The sequence below is a fragment of the Ferdinandcohnia sp. SAFN-114 genome (assembly GCF_059415045.1).
In genome coordinates this window covers 1-23,326 of sequence record NZ_JBPFDQ010000044.1, presented here as the reverse complement: position 1 = coordinate 23,326, position 23,326 = coordinate 1, and the positions used below count along the sequence as shown (strand labels likewise).

Below are 23,326 nucleotides of genomic sequence, written 5' to 3'. Positions count from 1 at the left end.
GAAGGTGTCCAAATGTCGATTAGATGTACAACTCTAACTAGTAATCCAGCAATTATGTTTGCTAAAGAAGAGTTGCTTAAGTATACACAACAGGTTCAAAAGCCGATAACTTATTCATTTGTTTTAGGATTGGATCAAGATTTTATAGAAAATGGGTTCATTGAACAGTCTTTATTTAATAATGATCCTGCTGTTGATGCATTTCATTTTATACAAAAAGAACGAGAAATTTATATTATTGGAAGCAATACCAGATCAGTACTTTATGGGGTTTATCATCTTTGTAAAAACATGTTTGGGTATAAATGGGTTCATTTTTTATCTAAAGAAAAAATAGGATACAAAGACGTTCATTTTATATCTTCTGAAATCCATAGCGGAAGTATGGTAAGAAGAGGGCTCGTAATTGAAAATTACAGTGATATTCCATTCCTAACAAAACTCATCGATTGGGCTGCTAAACATTATATAAATGAACTGTTTTTTACTTTTATGCTATGGGATAAAGTGAAAAATGTAATAGAAGAAGAGATTAATAAACGAGGCCTATCGATTACAATTGGCGGACATAGTATGCACTATTTATTAATGGAATCCTCGGTTTCTGAGAAAAAACAGATTGATTTTTCAAATGATAGCTGGAAAGTTACACTTGTTGATAAAATAAAAAACTATTGTGAAAAATCAACATCCATTAAACGAGTATCCTTATGGCCGGCCGATATTGGAATAAATGATAACCAAGATTTTTTAGCACGCTACATAGAATTTACTGAACTCATAAAAAGGGAGATTCCTAGCATTGAAGTAGAGCATATTGCCTACAATGCAGGTCTATCTTGGAATATGTTAGAACTTCATGAAGGGTTAAGTGGTTCTAGTAAAGTAAATACGCTATTTGCTTTTTGGGGAAGAAATTATCAGCAATCTTTTATGAAGGAAGAAAGAGCATTTGAGGCCTTACAAAAATGGTGTCAAAAAACTAAGGTAAATCAGCAGGATATCACTATTTTTGAATACTATAGTGACCATTACATGTTAGGGGATTTATTTCCTCCTTTATTTCACAGAATTCATGAGGACATTGACGTTTACGCTAAGTTAGGAATCAAATCAATGGTTAATCTAATTGTCCCCTACATAACTAAAGAAGATGAGAAATCATTGGATCAGCATTTTCCATGGGAATCGTTACAGTTTATGAACAGTTATTATTTTGCACGGTTAACTTGGGGGGATGACTTTCAGGAGATTGAAGCAGATTTCTACTCCATCTTTGACGATCATCAAATAAGTACAAAACAATTGCTTGTAAAATTGGAATCTGTACTTTCTGAAGTATCCAAATGGAATGTACCTCTGTTTCCATCCCGTGTAATTGATCCTGAAAAAGTAGTTCAACATGAAGCAATAAGTGAGATTATCTCTGATTTAACAAAATGGAAAAGAGAACTTGTACCTTTTAAAGTCGATTCAACAACAGAAATAAAAGATCCCAAAAGCCTGATATCATTTTACATCGATCATGTGTGTGAAAAGCTAGATGATCTCTTACGTACATGGAGGGGAAAAGAATGAAACAACGAATTGTTTTTATCGGTGACAGCATTACATGGTGGGGGATTAACGAGAGTGATAGCATTGGAACGGGATATGTGCGATTGCTTCATGATTATTTGAAGGTTAGCTTCCCACATAGAGAATTTGAAATCATAAACAAGGGGATTAGCGGAAATCGGGTAACGGACCTAGCTGAGCGGTGGGAGCAAGATGTTATTTCGTATCATCCCGACATTGTTTCAATCTCCATTGGTATCAACGATGTGTGGAGACAAGTAGATTCTCCTGAGATGGAACAAGTGTTACCAAACCGTTTTGAAGAAGTCTTAGAGAATCTACTGATAGAGATTAAGGAAAAAACCAATTCCTCTATTGTCTTAATGGAACCAACCATTATTTCAGAAGATATTTTGGGAATAGGAAACAGTATGCTAAAACCCTATATTAAAAACATTCATCAATTAGCAGAAAAGTATAATGCCGTCATTGTTCCAACACATCAGGCATTCATTTCATTCTTAAACCATAAGAAGAACTTCCCCCTTACAATAGACGGTGTTCATATGAACTCGCTTGGGAATATGCTAATGGCTAAAACCTGGATAGAAGCAACGAAGGATATGTTTGAATAGTTGTAGTACACTAATATGAAACTAATTATGAAAAAGAGTAGGCTTAAAATTATAGTAGCTTATTCTTTTTTATTATTGTAGATTAATAGATTCATCCACAATCTAACAGTTTTCGACACCCCCTTGACGGTATAATAAGGAAAATGATTAATAGGGAGGTTCGATTCTTGCTAGATTCTAATCATGAATTCTATTTAAGTAGCGCAGAACGACAATTAATAATCAAAGGGATAAAGCGTGGATTAGAGCGTTTTTATAAGGATAGAGAAGGAAAACCTGATCTCGTCACCGAAAGAAACTTCATCTCCAGACAACGCGCCTCTTATGTTTTCGACTCCATCTATCACATCTCGAAACAACATCCAGAATTAAATGTAACGCCTGAAATCCGAACAGCAGGCCAATCCTATGAATATGTATCACTCTTTTTTGAAACTCGAAAAATTGTCGTCACATTTAGCCAAGTAAAACGTCCTGAAGATCTGCCCGAATATAGTGAATATAGAAACGAATATACAGAAGGAAATCGGTTGTACAATCCGCAGTTATCCTTCTTCAGGGAAGATGAAGAATTTAATCTAAAAAGCTACAAACACCTCGTCGTCACGTTTAATGGATCGCATGGACCGGATCCACTTTTTATATGGATAGGTGCAACAACACCTGGACAAAATGCCTGGATCTATCATGAGGAATTAAAAGAAGGAGTAGCACTAGGATAAGTTTTTTAATATGAGTGACAAATTTAAATGATTAGAATGAGGTTGTAATTTTTACAGCCTCTTTTTTATGTTATAAAATCCAATTTTCAATGTATTAAATCTATTTTTTAAACTTTTTTAAAGTAAATTAAATAAAGTTAAAGGCGATATCAAAAAAAATAGATACTATAATGATGCTTAAGAAAGCGCTTACTAAAATGAAATTAAGGGGGGAATGAACAGAATCGTTAAAAACGAGTTCTGTACTAGGCCAATGAAAATTACGGGTATGACAGTAGACAGATATGAACGTATGGGAAAATCAGATATGGCATTTAGTGGTCATGAGGTTGTTGTTGTGAAGGTAGAAACAGATGAAGGAATTACAGGTACTGGATTTATAAGTTCTCCAGTTTACCCTCATGGAATTGCAAGTGATGTGGCAGCAAGGTTACTGAATAGAAACTTTAAAAATATCATTCTAGGTGAAAACCCGTTATACAATGAACAGCTTTGGTTGAAGATGTTTGATGGACCATGGCGACTAGGTATGAGGGGGATGATAAGAGATTGTATCGCTGCTATTGATTTCGCATTATGGGATATTAAGGCTAAAAAACTAAATGTTCCGTTATCCGACTTATTCGGTTCAAAGCGTAATAAAATACTCACCTATGCAAATGTAGGGCACCAGCTACCACCTGATGAACTGGCGAAAAAAGCCGTCGAATATGTAGAACAAGGACATACAGCCTTAAAAATCCGGGCAGGTTCTGTCGCTGTTCCGATTAAAGAGGCGAATAAAAGGGTTCAAGCCGTACGGGAAGCGATTGGTCCAGACGTGAAACTAATGGTGGACATTAACGGTTCTTGGGATACCGAAACAGCCATCCAACAACTTAAGGCATGGGAAAAATACGATATTTATTGGCTTGAAGAGCCTGTTGCACCTGAGGATATTTCAGGATATGCGAGAATTCGAGAGTATGCAGGAAACACCTATATTGCCGGTGGTGAGCAAAACAGTGGATTAACGGAGTTTCGCCAATTTATTGAAAAGAAAGCACTCGATATTATACAGCCAAACGCCATGGCAACTGGCGGAATCACAGATTGGTTACGTATCTATCATTTTGCTTCAGCTCACAATATTCCAATTTCACCTTGGAATCTTCAACAAATTCATATTCATTTAGCTGCAGGTCTGCCTAATGTGAAATGGGTAGAATATTTCTCTCACAATCGTGATTATTTTCAGGATGTGTTAATTAAAGGGCCGCATATTAGAGAGGTAAGAGGTGAAGATGGTGTATATCTACTTGCACCAGAAGGCCCAGGAATAGGAATTGAACTCGATGAAGAAGTAGCTGAAAGAACACATGTAAAAGATACCTTTTAAATTTATTGAAAATGAATTGGAGGAATATTGGTGAAAAAACAATATCATCTTATAGCTATTCTATTGTGTTTACTGCTCGTTCTTTTTGGATGCTCAAGCGGAGGAGACTCTTCAAAAGAGGCTTCTACAGATAAAAATTCGAAAGATAATCAGAGTCAAAGTGAAACAGATTCAACCGTCAAACTTGATGGCTCTGTTGAACTAATCGTTCCAGCAAGTGCTGGTGGTGGAAGTGATATAAATGCGAGAATGCTTGCAGAGATTATCCAAGCGAATAAATTGATTGATGAAAATGTGATGGTTGTCAATAAGCCTGGAGGAAGCACTGCAGTAGCTAACTCCTATACGTATAAGAAGGAAGGCACTAATAATACAATTTTAACTTGGAACTCCAGCCAAATTATCAGCCCATTTTTAAACAAGAATGATGTCACAATTGAAGATTTAACACCATTAGGTACACTGACTTTAGACAGCTATTTAATCATTGTTAAAGCGGATAGTAAGTATAAAACATTAGATGATCTATTGAAAGCAGCCAGAGAGAACCCACAGACGGTTTCGATTGGAGGAACAGGTCAAGGTACAGAAATTCACATCTTAAGTCATTTGATTAACAAGTATGGGGAAAGCGATTTAAAGTATATTCCTTTTGAAAGTGGTGGAGAAACTACTTCCGCACTACTTGGAGGACACATTGATGTTACTCTAGCCAACCCAAATGAAGTGAAATCCCAAATAGAAGCTGGCGAGGTTAGAGCATTAGCTACATCTTCACAGGAACGTATTGGTGGTGTATTAGAGGATGTTCCAACTTTTGAAGAAGTAGGATTAGGAGATATCAAAATTTCATCATTCCGAGGATATGTTGGACCACCGGGAATGACTGATGAAGAAATCGCTTATTGGGAAGATGTATTGAAACAAGTTCATGAATCAGAGAGTTGGCAAAAAGATTATATTCAAAAATACGATTTGACCAGTCAATATATGAATGCTGAAGAAAGTAAAGCATTTTACGAAGAAGTTCTAAATCTTTATTTAGAAGCATCAAAAGAAATGGGGCTTATTGATTAATATGGATGGCGGAAGGTCCATACCACCTTCTGCCAATGTTTCACCATACTACTCTAATCTTTTGAATTTAGTTGAAAAGAGGAATATAACATGACTAGAGTAATATCCATTCTTTTATTTATAGTCGCACTCTTTTTTATCCATCAAGGCTGGTTTAACTATACGTTTTGGGAGAATAATGCGCCAGGCAGTGGTTTCATTCCTCTCATTGCAGGTCTCGTTTTAGCTGTATTCACACTGAATATTTTTATTAAAAATGATAAAAAACCGTTTGGATTCGTGAAAAAACAATTATACCCCTTTATTGGGAGCTTAATCATGATCATATCAATCTATGTATTAGGAATGATTCTATCAATTGCCATTTTTATTATTGCTTGGCTCATTATTGTTGAAAAATATTCTACTTTACGAGCATCGATTTATGGAATTACAACAACATCTGTTATATATATCATTTTCAAAATCTCACTTAAGGTTCCACTTCCTGAAGGTTTTGTAGGATTTTAATAGAAAGGAGATATGCTTATGGAAACTGTTCAATTACTCCTTTCTGGGTTTGCGGAAGCAATTTCGTTACAGAACATGCTAGCTGCATTAATCGGGGCGATACTTGGTATCATTATAGGCGCCATACCTGGATTGGGATCAGCATTAGGAGTCGCCTTGCTTTTACCATTAACCTTTGGGATGGATCCAATTACAGGAGTAATCATGTTGGCCGCTGTATATTATGGTTGTATGTACGGAGGTGCATATAGTGCCATATTAATCAATATTCCCGGTGATTCTGCAGCTATTACAACAGCGTTTGACGGGTATCCGCTAACTCAAAAAGGAAAACCAGGTAAAGCATTATTTTCAGCTAATATGGCTTCGTTTATTGGAGGGACGATTGGAATATTGGCTTTAACGTTTATTGGCCCCCCATTGGCTGATCTAGGGCTAGCTTTTGGACCAGCAGAAGTTGCGTTATTAATTCTATTAGCACTTTGTTCAGTCGGTTGGCTTCTAGGGGAAAGCCCTTCGAAAGGTGTTGCTGCAACTGTTCTTGGAGTTATGTTCGCAACAGTTGGCGTAGATGCTATGTCAGGGCAAGCCAGATTTGCATTTGGTTCAGATCAATTACTAAGTGGACTCGAACTTATTCCAATGATTATAGGAATGTTTGGCTTTAGCCAAGTAATCGTTATGATTACTCAAAAACTCAATGTCAAAGAGACAAAGAAGCTATCATTTAAGGAAAGTCTATTAGATAAAAAAGATACAAAACGGATTGCAATACCTAGTATTCGCTCAGGTATACTTGGTACTTTTCTAGGAGTATTACCAGGTGCAGGTGCTACAACAGGTGGATTACTTTCCTATGTGTTAGAAAAAAGAGTTGGTAAAAATAAGAAAGAAATGGGAAAAGGAGCTATGGAAGGAGTTGCAGCTGCAGAATCAGGTAATAATGGGGCTGCAGTTGGTGCGTTTGTGCCTTTACTCTCACTTGGAATTCCCGGTTCTGCCACAACGGCTATATTATTAGGTGGGTTAATCATGTGGGGACTAGACCCAGGGCCACTACTATTTAAAAGCAATCCTGATTTTGTTTGGGGATTAATTTCATCCATGTATATAGGAAATATTATTAGTTTAATTGTGGGATTAGCCTTTATTCCAATCTTAATGAAAGTCATTCTAATTCCAAATTCACTAATGGTGCCGATTATAACCGTTATTTGTATTATTGGTTCATATAGTGTGAATAACAACATGTTCGATGTTTGGATTATGTTGTTTGGCGGTGTTATTGCATACATCCTCCAAGAAAATAATTATCCTATAGCTCCATTATTATTGGCGTTTGTATTAACACCAAAACTCGAAATGTCTGCACGTCAAGCATTTAGTCTTTCAAATGGGAGTTTGGATATCTTTGTTGGTAGTACAATTTCAATAATCATTTTGTTATGTATTACATTATTTATCTTTGCACCATTCGTATTAAAAGTTTTTAAAAAGAAGAAAAAAGAATTAACGGAAGACATACCAGCATGAGGAATGAAGAGGGAAATTCCTCATACTGTTCAATAAGAATTTATATTTTAATAGAATAAAGTTTTTTAGGGCGTCCCTTATCGGAGTATTCTAAATCTAACACAATTTCATCATTTTGAATCATGAATTCAATATACTTACGTACGGTAAGGGTAGAAATTTTTACGTGTTTACTAAGTTCTGTAATCGAAAAGGATCTCTTTGCTTTCTTAAGTTCATCTCTTATTAAGGTAAGGGTTACAGGATCAATCCCTTTTGGTAAAACAATTTTTTCTTCTGTTAAAGTAGTCGAGTAGAGTTGATCGATGTCTGATTGACGAATTCGTGGTAGTGAGTGAAACATTGTCTGTCTTTTTTCATAAAAAGCAAGTGATGTTTGGAATCGTTCAAAACCATATGGCTTAAGGATACAATCAACAACTCCATGACGAAGTGCTTCTTCGATTAAATGAGGAGCATCTGCAGCAGTAACGAGAATCACATCGACCATCACGTTCTTATTACGCAATACTCTTAATAATTCAATACCAGTCAACTCAGGCATATAGACGTCTAATAAAACGAGTTGTGGTCGGAGATTCACAATTTGCTGTAGAGCATCTTTACCATTTTTCGCATGACCTATGAGCGAAAAGGAGGTCATTTTTTGTAAATAATCAGCATTGATTTTAGCAACCATTGGATCATCTTCGACTATGAAGGTTGATATCATTGTAATCATCCTTTCAATATTTGATTATCCATTTTTTTTGGAATTTGCACACTAAAACAAACTCCATCATTTTGTGAAAAAGTGATTGAGCCATTTAATAAGTTTTCTACATGATGTTTCACAAGGAATAATCCATAACCTAAAGTTCCTTTTGAAGAATAGCCTTTGGTGAAGATAGTTTGAACATTCTCTGCATTGACACCACTTCCATTATCTTCAACTAAAATAGTGAGATGATTATCCTTGTCCAAAAATGTAAGCTGTACTTCTCCAGATGGTGTATGTTTAACCGCATCAATAGCGTTTTGGAGTAGGTTACCGATAATAAGTGCTACACTATCAACTGGAATTTTGGGAGGTAATGTTCCAATTTTACTTCCAGGAGTAAAGGTAACTTTCACGTTTAACTCGATTGCTTGTTGGATTTTACCTAATAAAAGTCCAGAAATTTTAGGTTCTAGAATATTTCGTGTTAAAAATTCTAATAATTTTTGTTGCTGAAAATTCGTGTTGGAAATATAAGCTTTAACTTCATCATAGCGATTTAATTCTATTAATCCTGATATCGTTTGAAGTTTATTAGAAAATTCATGAGTTTTTGCCCGCAAACCATCAACATATTCATTTACACCAGTTAGATCTTCAGCTAAGCGTCTAACTTCTGAGATGTCATGAAATGTAATGATATGTCCCCAAATTTTATTCTGTTTAGAAATGGGGTAGTAGTTTGCTAATATCACCGTATCATTCACAAATAATTCCATATTTTGGTGATTAAGAGGGGATTTTAATAGTGAAAATTCATCCATAATTTCGGAAAGTTTTCTTTTATCGATGTCTTGAGGAAGGTTTAGAATCTGCTTTGCCGCTGAATTTATAAGTGTAATATTATTTTCTTGGTCGGTAGCAATTATTCCTTCGCTTAAAGATTCTAGCATTGCCTCCCTTTGGATGAAAAGCTTAGCAATCTCCTCAGGTTCATGATTATGTAAGATTTTCTTGATTTGTTTTGCAAAAATAATAGCTGCAAAAATTCCAATTGAAAACGCAATTAAAAGCGAATAAACAAGTAAATCCATATTTCTTTGTACAAAACCACTGATGTTCTTTTGAGAGTATCCAATTGCTAGGATTCCTAGTTGTTGATTTGTATCAGGGTCGATAACGGGGACCCAAGTTCGTAAGGTAGGCCCAGATATTCCGTTTGCATAAGAATAATAGGCTTGACCAGAAAGAGCTCTTTTTATATCATTACCGGTTACATGAAAGCCAATTAAGGATGAGTCTGGATGGGTATATCGAACACCATCCTGATTCACTAGTACAAAAAAAAGTTCTTTATCTGATTCATTCAAATAGTCTTCATAGACTTCTTGGAGATCAACCCTTTTATCTGATTCTTTTAAAGCTTCATGTACTGCGGGCATCTTAGAAATAAGATGGGTAATTTCAAGAGCGTTTTCACCAACTGTCTCTTCAATCGATTTTGACAGAATAATGTAAGATAAATAGCCGGAAACAATTAAGACAATAGCAATGACAGAAGTGGAAAACAAAATAATTTTAGCTTTCAGGGGAATCCGTTCAAAAACTTTTGGAAACAAATTTGACTCACTTCCTTTAGCATACAAATAACGAGAGAAAAGTCTGAATTTAAAGAAAATAATATATTTATAGTTAAAATGATAACATGTATTCCTTTTGTGTCAATAAATAGTTCATTCATTGTAGGGAGGAAGTATGATGGAAACAAAAACATGTGATTTAGTCCGTAGAATTGGTGATGATGGCCAGCTATTACAAAACAAGACTCTGAATCTATCAGAATATGAATTACGTGGGCTTTATAAAAAAATGCTAATGGCCAGATTATATGACGAACGGGCATTTCGTTTACAAAGGCAAGGAAGAATAGGAACTTACCCTCCGTATAGTGGGCAAGAAGCTGCCCAAGTAGGTAGTGCTTTTGCCCTTGAAAAGGGAGATTGGTTGTTTCCTTATGGAAGAGACTTAGCAGCTTGTTTTACTTTTGGCAAGGACATGAAAACTGCCTTGCTTTATGCAATGGGCCACAAAGACGGAAGTCTCGTTCCAGACGACGTAAATATTTTTCCATTAGCGATTATGATTCCTCCTCAAATTCCTCAGGCTGTAGGTGCTGCTTGGGCAAGTAAATTAAAGGGAGAAGATCGAGTAGCCTTAACGACATTTGGAGACGGTGCTACCTCGAAAGGGGACTTTCATGAAGGTCTTAATATGGCTGCTGTATTAAAAGTACCAGCTGTATTCCTTTGTCAAAATAATAAATGGGCCATCAGTGTTCCAATTGAAAAACAAATGGCAACTGAGACCATATCCCAAAAAGCATTCGCTTACGGTATGCCAGGGGTTCGAGTAGATGGGAATGATGTATTAGCAGTCTATGAAGTTACGAAAGAAGCGATTATGCGTGCGCGAAATGGAGAAGGGCCAACGTTAATTGAAGCGGTTACATACCGAGTTGGACCACACACAACATCAGATGATCCAACTAGATACCGTGAAGATACAATTGCCCAAGAATGGAAATCAAAAAGAGATCCGGTATTTTTATTTAAAAACTTTCTCCTTAAACAAGGACTTTGGACTGAGGAAGAGGACGCTGAAACAGCAGAAAGAATGAAGAATGAGATAAATGAAGCTGTAAAAGAAGCTGAAAGCACAGCAAAAACGAAACTTTCAGATATCTTTGATCATGTTTATGAAACTCCAACCACTGACTTGATTTTACAAAAAGAAGAAATAAGTAGTGAGCAATTTATTACTAAATAAGGGGGTTACAACAATGCCGGTCAAAACAATCGTTCAGTCTGTAAACGAAGCAATGGAGATAGCTCTAGAACAAGATCCGAGCGTTATGGTAATGGGACTTGATGTAGGAACAAATGGAGGTGTGTTCAGAGCAACCGAACAGCTTCAAGAAAAGTTCGGAGAGCATAGGGTTGTAGATACACCACTCGCAGAATCTGGTATTGTCGGCTCAGCAATTGGCCTTGCTGCAAATGGAATGAAACCAATTGTCGAGCTACAGTTTATGGGGTTTATTTATTCAGCAATGGACCAACTTTGTTCGCAAGCAGCGAGAGTAAGATTCCGTACCGGTGGAAGGTTTACTGCTCCAATGGTCATCAGAGGACCCTTTGGAGGCGGAGTTCATGCATTAGAACTTCATTGTGATAGCTATGAATCTTTCTTTACACATACGCCTGGTTTGAAAGTGGTTATTCCAAGTAGTCCATATGATGCAAAAGGATTGTTATTAGCAGCAATCCAAGACCCCGACCCTGTTGTCTTTTTTGAACCAATGAAAATATATCGTTCTGTAAAAGAAGAGGTTCCTGATGAAGCATATACGATTCCTCTTGGGAAAGCCAAAATTGTAAAAGAAGGAGAGGATCTTACAATTGTTAGTTGGGGAGCTCCAGTACATATCGCAAAAAAGACGGCCGAAAAATTACAAAGCGAGAAGGGGGTATCTGTTGAGGTTATTGATTTGAGAACTTTGGTCCCTTTTGATACAGAAACAGTTATTAACTCAGTGCGGAAAACCGGTAGAGTCATTGTCATGCATGAAGCGGTTAAAACAAGTGGTTTTGGGGCCGAAGTCGCCTCAAGAATTATGGAAGAAGCATTCTTGTATTTGGAGAGTCCAGTTGAAAGAGTCACAGGGTTTGATACTCCATATCCTTTTTCACAGATAGAACATGAATGGATGCCAAACGAAAATAGACTCTTACGCGCTGTTGATAAAGTATTACATTACTAATCTTTTGGAGGTGATGAAATGATTTATGAATTTAAATTACCTGATGTAGGTGAAGGAATTGCGGAGGGAGAAATTGTAAAATGGTTTGTTACAAAGGGAAAGACCATTAATGAGGATGAGCCAATTGCAGAGGTTCAAACAGATAAAGCCTTGATTGAAATTACATCACCTGTAAGTGGGAGAGTAAGGGAAATTTTCTACGAAGAAGGCGATGTTGCCGAGGTAGAATCGGTTATTATTAGCTTTGAAATTCAAGATAAGCAGGCATCATTGGAAACTATCAATGAATCGGTTAATGAACAGGAAACAGGACGATTTGAAAATAAAGATGAAAAGCTATCATCCAAAATGGGCAAAAGACGAGTAATCGCAACCCCAACCGTTAGAAGAATTGCCCGTGAACTAAATGTGGATCTATTACAAGTTGTTCCATCCGGGAAAAACGGCAGGGTCCTCGCTGAAGATGTTCATAAGTATAAGGAAGAAAAAAAGCAAGTAAAGCCAACGAAGGAAAAAGTTTTTAAGCAGGAAAGGGAAGCAAGTTTTGAAAATAATCTAATCCAAACAGGAGAAGAGGTAGTAGAAAGAGTTCCACTAAGAGGTTTGCGACGAAGTATTTCAAAGAAAATGACACAATCTTCACAAATCGCTGCCCAGTCTACAATTTTAGAAGAAGTAGATGTCAGTAAGCTTGTTACACTGCGCAAGGAAATGTCCATAAAAGCGAAAGAAACAGGGGTTCATCTCACATACTTGCCGTTTATCATAAAAGCAGCTATTTCAGGACTAAAGGAATTCCCTTATCTAAATGCTTCAATCGATGATAAGAAAGAAGAAATCATATTAAAAAAGTATTTTAATATTGGGGTTGCGACCGATACACCAAATGGACTCATTGTTCCAGTCATTAAACAAGCTGACCAAAAGAGCATGTTAGCACTTGCAAGTGAAATTACAAATTTAGCTGAGAAAGCACGAAACAATGCTTTATCAATGGAACAGTTGAAGGGTGGAACCTTTACAATCACAAATATTGGTTCAACCGGTGTTGGACTCTTCGGTACACCAATCATTAACTATCCTGAGGCAGCCATCCTTGGAATACATCGTATTCAGAAAAAGCCAATCGTTACAGAAGACGAAGAAATTGTTATTCGTGACATCATGGGGATTAGCCTGAGTTTTGACCATCGATTAATTGATGGGGCAATGGCTTCATACTTTTTAAAGCATTTCATAAGCTATTTAGAAAATCCAAATCTACTATTTATGGAATTGGTGTAAAGGGACGTTATCCAGTACTATTTTTCAATATGAAAGGTGTTGAAAGAATTGAAGGTAAGTATTTTAGGAGGCGCAGGTACTCTAGGAGCAACAACAGCATTTGTACTAGCTCAACAAAACCTTGTCGATGAAATTAGCTTGATTGACCTGAAAGAAAACATTGCTGCAAGTCACAAAATGGATATGGAGCAGGCAGCAGCTGAATTTTCATCTGTAGAGATTACAAGTGGTGATTTTTCATTGCTACAAGCTTCTGACATTATCATCAATACAGTGGGAATACCCGAAAAACAAGTGCAATCACGGATGGACTATTTGGAGGGTAATTATAAAATTATCCAACAAATTTCTAGTCATATTAATCAATACACAAAGAATCCGATTATCATTTCAGCAACTAATCCCTTAGATATTATTCACACGCTATTACAGGACTTAGTTGCAATTCCCCAAAAAAGAATGATAGGTTTCTCTTTAAATGATACATTCCGTTTCCGTTGGGCACTATCAAAAGTTTTACAGGAGCCAATTGAGAACATAGAAGCCTTTGTGTTTGGTGAACATGGGGAAGATCAAATTCCAATTTTTAGTCGTATTTATATTAATCAAAAACAAATTCAGCTGGCAGAAGAACAAAAACAACTCGTCATTCAAATAATAAGAAATTGGTTTTCTGACTATCAATCCCTGAATTCAGGAAGAACTTCAGGGTGGCTTTCTTCTATAAATCTAGTAAAGATTATTAAAGCAATCGTTGAAGATACAAAAGAAATTATTCCTTCGTCAGTGATTGGGAAGGATGGAATTTCAATTGGTCAAGCAGCCAGAATAGGAAAAAATGGCGTAGAAGCGATTGAAGAAATTCCTCTTACATTGGAAGAGACCGAAGAATTTAATAGAGTTAAACAAAAAATAAATGAGCAAGTCAAACTGATACACGAAGGAATTACCTTACACAAATCATAACGCCTTTTAAAAACTAACCGGTAAAAAAAGGGAGACTGTAATTAATTACAGATTCCCTTTTTTCGTTAACCCATTCCTCAAAACCGCTAAAACAATGCTTGGTTTCATCAAAATCGTCATTGGATGTTTTAAGTTCATCACTTTTATAAAAGAATCATAAATCTGGATGTCTTTAGCTGATAAAAGAAATACCTGCCGGGCATACCATTGGAGAATGGGGAGTCCAACAGGTTTTTTACCGGTTGTTTCCTGGTAGCGAAAATCCTCTGTAAGCACCATGTTCCATATCGGAGCAATGATTTGAGATGCCTTTTTATGAAAATCACGAGCTACATTTTCCAACGATTGATTTTGTAAAGTTTCTTCTAAAGCAAGTGCTTCTAACACAGCAATGCTCATTCCTTGACCAAAAAAGGGATCAATTCTACATATTGTATCGCCAATCATGATAAGACCAGCTGGAAAGTTGTTGATTTTCTCAACTTTTCTCCATGAGATTTCTGGAACGCGAAAAACAGAAATACTGGTAAGAGGCTTGGCAGTTTGTAATGTCTGATAGATATCATTCTCCTGTAACCTTTTTGCTAGGTGTAATAAATTATTTCCTTTAATAGCCTCTTTGTCATTAATACAGCCATGGTATCCTATGAATGTAACCAAATATCGATTCCCCTCAACCTTTGAAATGGAACCGGCTAGTTTTTCGTGAGGTGGGTTAGGGTAAAGAAGCTTGATCGTCCAATCCTGGTTATCATTTTCAGGCAATTCCACAATTTGACTAACGTAGGTTAAATCAATTTTCACTTTTTCTAGCGGGGTTTGTATGCCTTGATCATTCAACCATCGATATGTGAAACTACTTGCACCACTCGCGTCCACAATCAAATCAGCATTTATCACACTGCCGTCTTTTAACACAACGCCAATCATTCGATGGGTTCCCTCGTCATATACATATTCTTTAACAGTTTGCTTGTATTTGATTGTTATGTTACTAAACTCTTTTATGGATTGGTTTATATGCCATTCCAAGTGCGGTCTGGTTTGAAGTGTGGTTGTGTAACCACCATCATAGCGCTGCTTCCAAACTCCGTGGTGATGCCAAGCAAGGTCTTTTGTTGAATTAATCTTCACGGCTCCTGTTGAATAAAACTTTTCAGTGATTCCAGGAAAAAGCTTCTCAAGTCCTTGTTCACCGGCATGTAACAATGCATGAATATGATTCCCTTGCGGCGCTCCTTTTCTTGGGATGGGTGAAGTAGCTTCAGCATCACGCTCTATAATAATCACTTCTCGAAAAGAATCAGAAAGAACGCGCGCTGCTAATTTTCCCGCAATTCCTCCGCCAATTATGATAACTTTATCCTTATGCTGCAATAAAAACACTCCTAATTACTTTCATATATTAATATTTTAAATTGCCTTTGACAAAAAAGGTACATAATATACAAAAATGAATTAAAATTTATCTATTCATCAGGCTCATATGTTATCTTATTGATATCGCATTAAAGGAAGTGAATAAATGCAAACATTAAACCGAGCGATTCATTTTAACAGGGTTAATTTTCATGCGGATGAAAAACATATTTTAAAAAATATTACGGGATCCTTTTATGAGGGGACGATTACTTCATTAGTTGGACCTTCCGGAGCGGGGAAATCAACACTCTTAAAGCTTTGTAATGGTCTTTTGTCACCAAATTCAGGTGAGATATACATAAAGGAAAAAGACATCCAAACATATGAACCAGTTGAATTACGTCGTGCAGTTGGAATTGGCCTGCAAAATGCTCCTATGGTAAATGGAACTGTTTATCATAATCTTGCTTTACCAATGACACTTCAAGACAAGGAATTAGAAGAAAAAACAGCCAAGGATTTATTAGAAGATGTTGGGTTAGAAGAGGAATACCTAAATCGAGATGTCCGTGATTTGTCAGGTGGACAACGACAAAAGGTATCCATTGCACGTACGCTTGTCAACCATCCGCAAATTTTGCTATTGGATGAAATAACATCCGCACTCGATCGAATTTCGAAACATGAAGTTGAGGAACTCATCGTAAAAATCAACCAGAAGTACAATGTAACCATCATCTGGATTACCCATAACCTCCAACAAGCCATTGAAATTGGCAATTATGTATGGGTTATGATGGAAGGGGAAGTTATTGAAACAGGTGAGAGTACATTGTTGAAATCTCCGAATCATGAAAAAGTAAAACAATTTGTGAAGGGGGAGATGGATTGAGTACACTTGCTTTAGCAATAGCCCTAATTTTTGTACTTATCCCAATTTTTTTATCAAAAACATTTAATCTAGGATTGGAAAAAGACACGACCATTGCAGTTGTCCGTTCAATCATACAATTATTTGCTGTCGGCTATATTTTAAAATTTGTCTTCGATACAGAGAGTCTCATTTATATTTTTCTAATGGTCATTGTCATGATTGTTGCAGCTACTCAAAATGCGAGGAAAAAAGGCAGGGCCATCAAAGGGATCACCTGGAAAATCGCTGCTACCTTAATTTTTATGGAGGTGTTAACTCAAGCAATTTTACTTGGATTCCAGATTACACCTGCGACAGCCCAATATATCATTCCAATCAGTGGAATGGTTGTTGGTAACTCAATGGTTCTTGCCATTCTATTTTTAAATCGATTTACGTCGGAGGTTGACAGCCATCAGGAGCAAACCGAACTTATCCTATCCTTAGGCGGGACACCAAAACAAGCAATCCATACACAACTGATTACGTCGATCAAGGCAAGTATGATTCCTACCATTGAAAGTCAAAAAACAATCGGACTTGTTCAACTACCGGGTATGATGAGTGGTCAAATCATCGCTGGCGCAAATCCCATTCAAGCAGTTCAATTTCAATTACTCGTGCTCTTTTTACTCCTAACCACAGCAGCTGTAACAAGCATTATGCTCGGATTTTTATCGTATCCAACATTATTTAACCAACGTATGCAATTTTTGAAGATGAGGTAATAATGGATAAAATCAAAAATGCCTGAACCTCATAAGGGTTCAGGCATTTTTTCTATAGTGAACAGGAACTTCACTAGTTCCCTAACTTATTTTCGAATTCATAAAACCAAATTAATGTTTAAATACGTGCCGACCAATTTTAACAGCAGTTGTTCTTGAATCTAACCAACGATTTGTGGCAATTGCTGGGTTATAGAAGAACAATGCGTCTTTCGCAATATTTCGCATTTCAGTGAGTGCTGCGCGCACTGCTTTTATCGACTCTTCATCTGCAGGTTTATTTATTTGACCATTTCGTACAGGTTGGAACTGGCCACGCTGATAAATTACATCTCGAATCGTATCAGGGAATTTCTTACTTTCTACACGATTTAACACAACTGCTGCAACAGCTACCTTTCCTTCAAAAGGTTCTGCTTGAGCCTCAGCTCGTACAATCCTTGCTAACAAATCTAGTTCTTCTGAAGAAAAATTGTAATTTGTAGAAACACTTTTAACTTCAGTAACTACTTTCTCCGCTTTTACCGTTTCCTGTTTAACTTCTTGCTTAGCTGCTGCAACTTCCTGTTTCTTTTCAATGTGCATACCTTCAAATAATTTAGGTGAGTTATCATCTACTTCTGCATTTATATGTTGACCTACGACAATCAGGTCTAAATCTTCTACTTGCGGGTTCATCACTGCTAATTCTTCTAAAGTCATACCATGTTTATGTGCGATTTCTGACATCGTGTCGCCTTTTTGTACAGTATACGCAAACGCTTGATCTGCAAAAAATAGAGATGCTATAAAAATCGCTAGTCCAAATAGTATTTTTTTCATAGTGATAGTCCTCCTAGTTAATTTAAGTACTGGGTAACTCTCTATGACTCATTTCTATGAAAAAAATAAATAGATTAGTATTACAGTTTCTTTACAGGTAGATTACAACCTGTCTATCTTCCAAAAACTAGTAAATAAAAACGGTTCCCTTCTAAAAAAAAGAGAACCGTCCACAACTCACTGTTGGCTCCTTTGTACGTATCCTTCAACACTATTGATGTGTTGCACCATGAGTTCGCTAGCACGTTCTGCATTCCGTTCCTTCATCGCTGTAAAGATTGCTTTATGGTAATTAAGGGACTCGTTCATTACCCCATATACAGTCACTCCACTTTCCTGAGCGTGCTTCACTAAATTATTTATCGATTCATACAGGTTGAATAAAACAAGGTTTTTCGATGCTTTCGCAATCTTTTTATGGAATAGCAGGTTCGAACGAACATATTCTGTTTGATTGTTTTCACGAATGGAAAGTTCCAAATCAACAATGGTTTGCTCGATTTCATCAAAGTCTTTAGAATTTGCCCTCGTTGTTGCCAGGTATGTTAATTCTTTTTCTAAAAATCTACGGGCTTCAAAAATATCTTGCCATTGGGCAGAGGAAAAATAGAGCTGGAACATGAGGGAGTCAGAGAAAAACTTATCATGGTTACCTGTGATAATCGTACCTTTCTGTGTCTTTTCAATTAAACCTTGCGCCTCCAAAACCTTCAGTGCTTCCCTTAGTGAAGGCCTACCCACACCAAATAAATTCATTAGTTCTCGCTCTGGGGGAAGTTTATCTCCTTCATTAAGTTTACCTTGGAGAACAAGGTCCTTAATTTGGTTAACAATACTATCTGTAACATTCATACGTTTCACTGGTTTAATCATTTTTCTATCACCTTTCATATCGATTGCAATAATGGTAAATTTTCTCTAGATTACTAGAAAACACCCCCCTTATAAAATAAGAAGGGGGGATGAGGAGAAGTATTTTGTTTATTTGGCAATCTCCCCATTTAAGGTGTGAGTCTTGTTGAGCCGCATTTTAAATAAATATGCACCCACAACCATGACTAGAATAGCTGTTATCAAACCGATCACAATATTTTGTGTAAATCCTAGGACGATGAATCCAAAGATAGAAGAAACACTGGAAAGCATTGCATATGGGAGCTGTGTCACCATATGATCGATAGGGTGGACCGAGCTTCCAATCGATGCAAGAATCGTTGTATCAGATAAAGGAGAAGTATGCTCTCCAAATACAGTTCCTGCTAACACGGCACCAATGACCGGAATTAGGAAAGTAACATCAATTGTTGCTACGATCTCAGCACCGATTGGAATCATAAGACCAGCTGTCCCGAGCGTACTTCCAATTGAATAAGAAATAAAAGCTGCGAAAACAAAGAAGATAACAGGTAACCAAGCAAGTTGTAGATTTCCATCAATTAATGTTGCAAGATAATTTCCAACTCCTAAGGAAGAGATGACTTTAGCTGTAACTAATGCAAGGAAAAGAATAATAACGCTTGGCAATGTTGTTTTAATACCAGCGAACGTAGAAATCTTTAAATGTTCGCCAGAGGTTTTTTTCATTAGCAATCTTGTTAAAATAACAAGGTCGGCTGCAATCGCACCATATACCAAGGAAAGAATAATGTCTGTATTAATTAACACATCAAAAGCTGTGATTGGTCCTTCGGCACTTGAGCGTCCAATCAAAATAGCAGAAATCACAGTTACAATAATTAAAGTTAAAACAGGGAAAAGTAAATCAGCCATTTTTCCATCATTTCTTGTTGGAAGTTTCGTATCTTCGGAACCTGGTACCTTACCACGTTTTGTATCAAATAAAATATCTTCTTTAACTGCGCGTTCTTCATCGCGCCGCATTTGGCCGACATTTATTCCAAAATAAGCAACGATAAATACGAGGACGATGGTAGTAATTGTATAATAATTGGTAGGTATTGCTAGTAAAAACGCTTCTAAAGCCTGATAGGAGGTAATCTCAGTGTCAGTTAGAACACCTGCGATGATTGAAGTGATAAAAGCCGCAAGTCCTGAAATGGGTATAAGTAGAGCGATTGGTGCAGAGGTTGAGTGGATTAAATAGGAAAGTTTAGAGTGCGAAACTTGGTATTTATCCGTTACAGATCTCATTACGCTACCACGAAATAGACAACTAAATGCATCATCAAACCATGTGAAAAACCCGATTAACATTGTCGCCATTTGAGCTTGAACTCTCGTTTTGGCAACTTTTACTCCCCATTCGGAGAAAGCATAAATGCCACCTGATAGATAGAGAAGGGAGGAGAGTATGCCTATTAACACAACGAACAACAAGACTTTGCCGTCACCTATTAGTACATCGGCCATAATGTGGTAAACGTTCACAAAACTATCAATGATATTCCATTGATTATAAAGCAGTGCACCAATTGCGATTCCAATACCTAATGCCAAAAATAATCTCTTTGTAATTAGAATAATAGCAATCGTAACAATCGGTGGAATCAGTGAAAATATAGTACCTTCCATTTGGTCGCCCCCTTTAAAATATCCCACAGTTGTAATCGCTTACAATTGTTATGAAAAATCATTCGTGACCGGTAATCATAATGGGGTAAATTCAAGCAGAAGCCCACAAATCTAGTCACGAATGAATGTGCGAAAGGTTATTCCGCAATCCTATTGACTAATTTACCTAGCCCTTCAACCTCACAGACCATTACATCGCCAGGCTTTAACCAAATTTTTTCCTTCATGCCTAAAATTACGCCTTCTGGTGTTCCTGTAAAAATCACATCACCTGGTTCAAGGGTCATTGTTTGAGATAAATCACTGATCATTTCAGCAATCGGGAAAATCATTAGCTCTGTATTTGAGTTTTGGCGTAATTCTCCATTTACCCAACATTTCAATTCTAAATTTTGAGGATTTGAAACTTCTTCAGCTGTTACAAGATAAGGTCCAATTGGAGCAAACTGGTCAATTGCTTTACCATATGTCCATTGGTTGGTCCTTGTTTGAAGATCCCGTGCAGAGATATCATTTCCTGTCGCATATCCAAAAACATAATCAAGCGCTTCCCCTTGTGAGATATTTTTTGCTTGTTTACCCATCACTACAACCAACTCAACCTCGTAGTCTACTTGCTTCGTTGCAGGGGGTGGTACAATATCCTCGTTATGTGCGGCAAGACTATTTTGATATTTAGAGAAATAAATTGGGTAATCCGGAACTGTAAAGTTTGCTTCTTCAACATGAGCACGATAATTTGCACCGGAACAAATGATTTTATTTGGCGTTTGTACAGCTGGTGCATATGTAATACTAGTTTCGTCTAAGAAATCATTTGCTACCGATACAATCTGCTGAAGTTGTTCTTTTGCAGGCTGGCCATTTAAAATCACTTCATTGATTGAAGCAGGGGCAATCAAACCTGCTTTTTCAGCAGTATCCCGCACATCAATTATGCCGCTATCTGTCTTAATACCTAAACGAACACCATCTGAAGCTCGAAACGAAAGTAATTTCATACACGTCACCATCCTGATTAATTTTAAAACACATGCTGTACCTAGATGCATGGTCTTACCATAGAATATTGTACAAATTATCTTTTTAGAACATTAACAAAACGATTTAATCAAAAAAAGACGGCACCTAAATTACAAGGAACCGTCTATCATTCTCTTATCTTTTATTTTTTTCAAATTCTGTTTTTATTGATTCCAGTAATTCTGGGTTTGATAGAATTTTATATCCTGTTACTGCCATTGTTTTCGCACCAAGAATCATAGCTTCTTTACCTTGATTGCTTAAAGCTGCTTCTCGAAAACCGTGTGTGTGACAAGCAAAAGGCTCATCACAAATTTTTACATATGGATGAATAGAAGGGGCAACTTGACTGACATTCCCCATATCCAATGACCCAGTGCCCTCTGACCGTTCGTTGATCTCCTCAGGATTAACGCCTAATTCAATTAACGTATCATTAAAGACATTTGAAAGTTCTTCATTTGTAATCATGTCATCGTAAGAGAACTCATAATTTGACCATTCCATTGTAGCTCCTGTTTGAAGGGCAGCACCTTCTGCACATTTTTTCACCTTTTCTACCAGTTCATTTAAATAGGCACGTGAGGAAGCACGGACATAAAATTGTGCAACAGCATAATCTGGAACGATATTTGCAGCTTTTCCACCTTCTGGAATGACTCCATGGATGCGTGCGTCTGGTGTAATATGCTGTCTTAACGCATTAATGCTGTTGAACGTTTGAATCACAGCATCAAGCGCATTTATGCCTTCATGAGGGCTTGCGGCAGCATGTGCAGCTTTTCCGAAAAATTCAAATTGGATTGCGTCCATTGCAAGGGAAGCACCACTTTTTTCGTATTGGCTAAGTGGATGAACCATCATCGCGACGTCAAGGTGGTCAAAAATACCTTGCTCCGCCATCGTTACTTTTCCGCCCTTCGTCTCTTCAGCTGGAGTACCATATACAACTACTTTTCCCCCAGTTTCAGAAAGGACCTTTGATAATCCAATTCCAGCTGCAATTCCCATTGTCCCGATTAGATTATGACCGCATGCATGTCCCAAATCAGGGAGAGCGTCATACTCAGACATAATTCCGATCGTCGCACCAGGTTTACCACTATCAAATGTAGCTTCAAACGCAGTAGGGAGGCCAGCTGTTCCTATTTCTACATTAAAATCATGTTTCTTTAGTTCATCCGTTAAAATTTTACAAGCTTTGAATTCTTCATGACCAAGCTCTGGATTGGCACCAATATATGCACTAATTTCATAAAAACGATCTTTGTTTTCTTCGATAGCTTTAAGTATTTCTGCTTTCATAATGACCCTGCTTTCTGATTATAGGTTTCTATTGGGTAATTATAAAACATCCTGTATAAAAATTCAATTAAACTCTTTGTCTACTATACTATTTTTAAATAATAAAAAAAGAAATAATAAAAAGTCCCAAAAAATAGGCACTCGCACATACAGTACAACCCATAGGCTCATATCTTAACAGTGTAAGAAAAAGAAAGGGAGATGACACTATGCATTACGGATATCATGATCACTGCGGACATGGATATGGATATGGTGGATTTGGATATAACAACAGCTTTGTATTAATCGTTGTACTATTTATCTTGTTAATAATTGTCGGAGCTTCTTACGTACGATAAAAAATATACAGAGCTAAAGAGAAGGTTCCTTTCACAACTAGTGAATGGACTAACCTAAAATAGTGAGACAATATAAAACACCTCCAAAATGGCAATACTTGAGATAAGTATTGTGACATTA

22 protein-coding genes are annotated in these 23,326 nt (G+C 36.9%); 14 read left to right on the top strand and 8 right to left on the bottom strand.

Annotation, left to right across the window (positions count from 1 at the left end; genetic code table 11):
- The first annotated feature begins 12 nt into the window (after positions 1 to 12).
- From ACR65M_RS15030 to ACR65M_RS15000, 7 genes are all read left to right on the top strand, one after another.
- Complete coding sequence (locus ACR65M_RS15030) at positions 13 to 1,578, top strand: hypothetical protein (RefSeq protein WP_440273699.1); 1,566 nt, start codon at positions 13 to 15, stop codon at positions 1,576 to 1,578.
- The gene (locus tag ACR65M_RS15025; RefSeq protein ID WP_121446127.1) at positions 1,575 to 2,192 is read left to right on the top strand and encodes an SGNH/GDSL hydrolase family protein; all 618 of its coding nucleotides are present in this window, start codon (positions 1,575 to 1,577) and stop codon (positions 2,190 to 2,192) included. Before ACR65M_RS15030 ends, ACR65M_RS15025 begins: the two co-directional genes overlap by 4 nt.
- A gap of 167 nt (positions 2,193 to 2,359) precedes the next feature.
- Positions 2,360 to 2,914 carry a hypothetical protein gene (locus tag ACR65M_RS15020; RefSeq protein ID WP_440273698.1) on the top strand — a complete coding sequence of 185 codons (555 nt, stop codon included), beginning with the start codon at positions 2,360 to 2,362 and terminating at the stop codon, positions 2,912 to 2,914.
- A gap of 214 nt (positions 2,915 to 3,128) precedes the next feature.
- Positions 3,129 to 4,292, top strand: coding sequence for a mandelate racemase/muconate lactonizing enzyme family protein (locus ACR65M_RS15015; protein WP_440273697.1), 1,164 nt, complete (start codon positions 3,129 to 3,131; stop codon positions 4,290 to 4,292).
- A 30-nt stretch (positions 4,293 to 4,322) separates the two neighbouring features.
- The gene (locus ACR65M_RS15010) at positions 4,323 to 5,369 is read left to right on the top strand and encodes a tripartite tricarboxylate transporter substrate-binding protein (RefSeq protein WP_121446130.1); all 1,047 of its coding nucleotides are present in this window, start codon (positions 4,323 to 4,325) and stop codon (positions 5,367 to 5,369) included.
- A 90-nt stretch (positions 5,370 to 5,459) separates the two neighbouring features.
- Positions 5,460 to 5,879 (top strand): tripartite tricarboxylate transporter TctB family protein, encoded by a 420-nt coding sequence (locus ACR65M_RS15005; protein WP_121446131.1) that lies wholly within the window; start codon positions 5,460 to 5,462, stop codon positions 5,877 to 5,879.
- Positions 5,880 to 5,897: 18 nt separating this feature from the next.
- A complete protein-coding gene (locus tag ACR65M_RS15000) occupies positions 5,898 to 7,412 on the top strand; it encodes a tripartite tricarboxylate transporter permease (protein ID WP_440273696.1) in 1,515 nt (504 codons plus the stop codon).
- Between the two features lie 40 nt (positions 7,413 to 7,452).
- Here the strand turns inward: ACR65M_RS15000 and ACR65M_RS14995 are convergent, their stop codons facing one another.
- Both ACR65M_RS14995 and ACR65M_RS14990 read right to left on the bottom strand, forming a co-directional pair.
- The gene (locus ACR65M_RS14995) at positions 7,453 to 8,133 is read right to left on the bottom strand and encodes a response regulator (protein WP_440273695.1); all 681 of its coding nucleotides are present in this window, start codon (positions 8,131 to 8,133) and stop codon (positions 7,453 to 7,455) included.
- Positions 8,130 to 9,728 carry an ATP-binding protein gene (locus ACR65M_RS14990; protein WP_440273694.1) on the bottom strand — a complete coding sequence of 533 codons (1,599 nt, stop codon included), beginning with the start codon at positions 9,726 to 9,728 and terminating at the stop codon, positions 8,130 to 8,132. Before ACR65M_RS14990 ends, ACR65M_RS14995 begins: the two co-directional genes overlap by 4 nt.
- 139 nt (positions 9,729 to 9,867) lie before the next feature.
- Between ACR65M_RS14990 and pdhA the strand changes: the two genes are divergently transcribed.
- The 4 genes from pdhA to ACR65M_RS14970 are packed head-to-tail and all read left to right on the top strand — an operon-like array spanning position 9,868 to position 14,179.
- Positions 9,868 to 10,935, top strand: coding sequence for a pyruvate dehydrogenase (acetyl-transferring) E1 component subunit alpha (gene pdhA, locus ACR65M_RS14985; protein ID WP_246006379.1), 1,068 nt, complete (start codon positions 9,868 to 9,870; stop codon positions 10,933 to 10,935).
- A gap of 13 nt (positions 10,936 to 10,948) precedes the next feature.
- The gene (locus tag ACR65M_RS14980) at positions 10,949 to 11,929 is read left to right on the top strand and encodes an alpha-ketoacid dehydrogenase subunit beta (protein WP_440273693.1); all 981 of its coding nucleotides are present in this window, start codon (positions 10,949 to 10,951) and stop codon (positions 11,927 to 11,929) included.
- An 18-nt stretch (positions 11,930 to 11,947) separates the two neighbouring features.
- Positions 11,948 to 13,213 (top strand): dihydrolipoamide acetyltransferase family protein, encoded by a 1,266-nt coding sequence (locus ACR65M_RS14975; RefSeq protein WP_440273692.1) that lies wholly within the window; start codon positions 11,948 to 11,950, stop codon positions 13,211 to 13,213.
- A gap of 48 nt (positions 13,214 to 13,261) precedes the next feature.
- A complete protein-coding gene (locus tag ACR65M_RS14970; protein ID WP_440273691.1) occupies positions 13,262 to 14,179 on the top strand; it encodes a malate dehydrogenase in 918 nt (305 codons plus the stop codon).
- A gap of 45 nt (positions 14,180 to 14,224) precedes the next feature.
- Here ACR65M_RS14970 and ACR65M_RS14965 read toward each other — a convergent pair whose 3' ends face one another.
- A complete protein-coding gene (locus ACR65M_RS14965) occupies positions 14,225 to 15,556 on the bottom strand; it encodes an NAD(P)/FAD-dependent oxidoreductase (RefSeq protein ID WP_440273690.1) in 1,332 nt (443 codons plus the stop codon).
- Positions 15,557 to 15,704: 148 nt separating this feature from the next.
- Between ACR65M_RS14965 and ACR65M_RS14960 the strand changes: the two genes are divergently transcribed.
- Both ACR65M_RS14960 and ACR65M_RS14955 read left to right on the top strand, forming a co-directional pair.
- Positions 15,705 to 16,433, top strand: a complete 729-nt coding sequence (locus ACR65M_RS14960) for an ABC transporter ATP-binding protein (protein WP_440273689.1) — start codon at positions 15,705 to 15,707, stop codon at positions 16,431 to 16,433.
- Positions 16,430 to 17,182 (top strand): ABC transporter permease, encoded by a 753-nt coding sequence (locus ACR65M_RS14955; protein ID WP_341331614.1) that lies wholly within the window; start codon positions 16,430 to 16,432, stop codon positions 17,180 to 17,182. The genes ACR65M_RS14960 and ACR65M_RS14955 overlap by 4 nt, the downstream gene beginning before the upstream one ends.
- 111 nt (positions 17,183 to 17,293) lie before the next feature.
- On the opposite strand, the gene ACR65M_RS14950 is transcribed toward ACR65M_RS14955, so the two are convergent.
- From ACR65M_RS14950 to ACR65M_RS14930, 5 genes are all read right to left on the bottom strand, one after another.
- Positions 17,294 to 18,004, bottom strand: a complete 711-nt coding sequence (locus ACR65M_RS14950) for a cell wall hydrolase (RefSeq protein WP_341331615.1) — start codon at positions 18,002 to 18,004, stop codon at positions 17,294 to 17,296.
- A gap of 177 nt (positions 18,005 to 18,181) precedes the next feature.
- On the bottom strand, positions 18,182 to 18,895 hold the full coding sequence (locus tag ACR65M_RS14945; protein WP_440273688.1) for a FadR/GntR family transcriptional regulator: 714 nt from the start codon (positions 18,893 to 18,895) through the stop codon (positions 18,182 to 18,184).
- Between the two features lie 90 nt (positions 18,896 to 18,985).
- Entirely contained in the window at positions 18,986 to 20,536 is a 1,551-nt protein-coding gene (locus ACR65M_RS14940; RefSeq protein WP_341331617.1) for a Na+/H+ antiporter NhaC family protein, read from the bottom strand.
- Between the two features lie 137 nt (positions 20,537 to 20,673).
- A complete protein-coding gene (locus ACR65M_RS14935; protein WP_341331618.1) occupies positions 20,674 to 21,537 on the bottom strand; it encodes a fumarylacetoacetate hydrolase family protein in 864 nt (287 codons plus the stop codon).
- A 157-nt stretch (positions 21,538 to 21,694) separates the two neighbouring features.
- Positions 21,695 to 22,864 carry a M20 family metallopeptidase gene (locus ACR65M_RS14930; RefSeq protein WP_341331619.1) on the bottom strand — a complete coding sequence of 390 codons (1,170 nt, stop codon included), beginning with the start codon at positions 22,862 to 22,864 and terminating at the stop codon, positions 21,695 to 21,697.
- A 209-nt stretch (positions 22,865 to 23,073) separates the two neighbouring features.
- Between ACR65M_RS14930 and ACR65M_RS14925 the strand changes: the two genes are divergently transcribed.
- Complete coding sequence (locus tag ACR65M_RS14925) at positions 23,074 to 23,205, top strand: YjcZ family sporulation protein (RefSeq protein ID WP_099353023.1); 132 nt, start codon at positions 23,074 to 23,076, stop codon at positions 23,203 to 23,205.
- Positions 23,206 to 23,326 lie beyond the last annotated feature (121 nt).